Annotated in this window: 1 protein-coding gene; it reads right to left on the bottom strand. The window is 46.3% G+C overall.

Features of this window, described 5'->3' with window-relative positions:
* Positions 1-186 precede the first annotated feature (186 nt).
* Positions 187-1,362: a vWA domain-containing protein gene (locus AB4Z17_RS33440; protein WP_441964755.1), complete on the bottom strand. Its 1,176-nt coding sequence runs from the start codon at positions 1,360-1,362 to the stop codon at positions 187-189.
* Positions 1,363-1,511 lie beyond the last annotated feature (149 nt).

Below are 1,511 nucleotides of genomic sequence, written 5' to 3'. Positions count from 1 at the left end.
GTTATGAAGCTGTCAACCGTGCTGTATCGTCAAGGCAAGCTTTATTAACATGCCTTCCTGACTAGGTATCTGCATGCTCCTTTAAGAGCTTCTTAGTTATAAATGTGACTTTACAGATTCAAATAAAGGGCAATCCCTCAACCAGCTTTGGCTGCTAAGGAATTGCCCTTTTTATAATGAAGAAAACTACTGCTGAACATAACGATTAATGACTTCAACAAGCAAATCATTGAGCAGCTTAACCTCATATTCGCCTACTGCCGGCTCTAGGTGATCACTGCCGATACCGCTGTCATCGGTTAAAAACAAATACGTGCCGCCCGTCGCTGTTGCCATGAAACGCATCAAATATTCCGTCTCTGCACTCACTCCGCTAGAAGCTACAGGTATAATTCTAACGCCTTGTTCTGCCGCATCCTTTGTAAGCTGCTTTATCTCGTCGATAACCTGTGGCTCATCATGAGGCGGTGCGTCTAGAACGAGAAACAGCAGACGCGCTCTAGCATCCTTGCTCCACTCATGCTCATGAAGCGCATCGCGCAGCGCCTGATCAACAGCCTCGGGATAATCTCCGCCCCCATCCGCCTTTTGTTTGCTAAATTGATCTATCACTTTATTTATGTCCGTCGTGAATGGATACGGCTTGACGATATAATCATCATGCTTATCTTTGTAAAAGTTTGCGCTGATACGAATACCAAGCTGATTCGCATGCTCATCGGACACTCGCTTCACAACATCCTTAAGCTCCGCTTCCAAGTAATTCAGCTCATCTTCCATGGAGCCTGTCGTATCCACAACAAACATGATGTCTACCTGATCTGACAGCGCTGTACTTTTACTTAAATCAACTTTAATGCTGCCTTGCTGTGGGATGTCCATCTCCTGCGTCGTCTTGCTTTCTTGACCCGATTGCACTTTAACGGTATAACGGCCTAAGTTCGCCGTATCACTCTCAAATAGACCTGCATACACATAAGCTCTGCCCTCCGTGTTTGTACGCGCCTTCCATATCGCCTTCTTGCCTGAGTACAGTTCTACCTGTGCATCAGACACTGCTTTGCCTCCAGCTGTGACGATAACCTCAAGGCGGTTAAAATTCCAGAACTGCCATACCCGCTTGCTGCTATCCCCTTCTTGCGAGTTGAGTAAATTGCCAAAGCGTTCCCAAGCAGCTATATCATCCCATTCGCCAGCAGTTAGTTGCCCGGCCTGCTCTATTTTGTCTGGATTTGAATACCCGCGTTTGCCCCCCTCTTTTTGTCTTAGAGGCTCCACACTAATGGATTTTCGATCCCCACCACTTGTAGTTTCTTCTCCTTTGCTCGGAGCATCGCTCGTCAAATTGCTTCTGTATTCCATGTCTCGGTTACCACTGTACGAGGCATCATTCTTAGAGGAAGAGCACGCGCTTAATACAAGAAACAGGGAAAGCAACACAACGGTAATCGAGAAGATCCAACTTTTTCTTTGTCTAATTGCCTTGTTGAGAGAATGACCCACTTTCATTC

The sequence above is a fragment of the Paenibacillus sp. TAF43_2 genome, assembly GCF_052113545.1.
GTDB lineage: Bacteria > Bacillota > Bacilli > Paenibacillales > Paenibacillaceae > Pristimantibacillus.
Note: the sequence above shows the minus strand (reverse complement) of the source record. Positions and strands in the feature narration are given on the sequence as shown.

Excerpts from the sequence above, each read along its gene's own strand:
- AB4Z17_RS33440 (WP_441964755.1), bottom strand. The coding sequence starts at position 1,362 with ATGGAATACAGAAGCAATTTGACGAGCGATGCTCCGAGCAAAGGAGAA.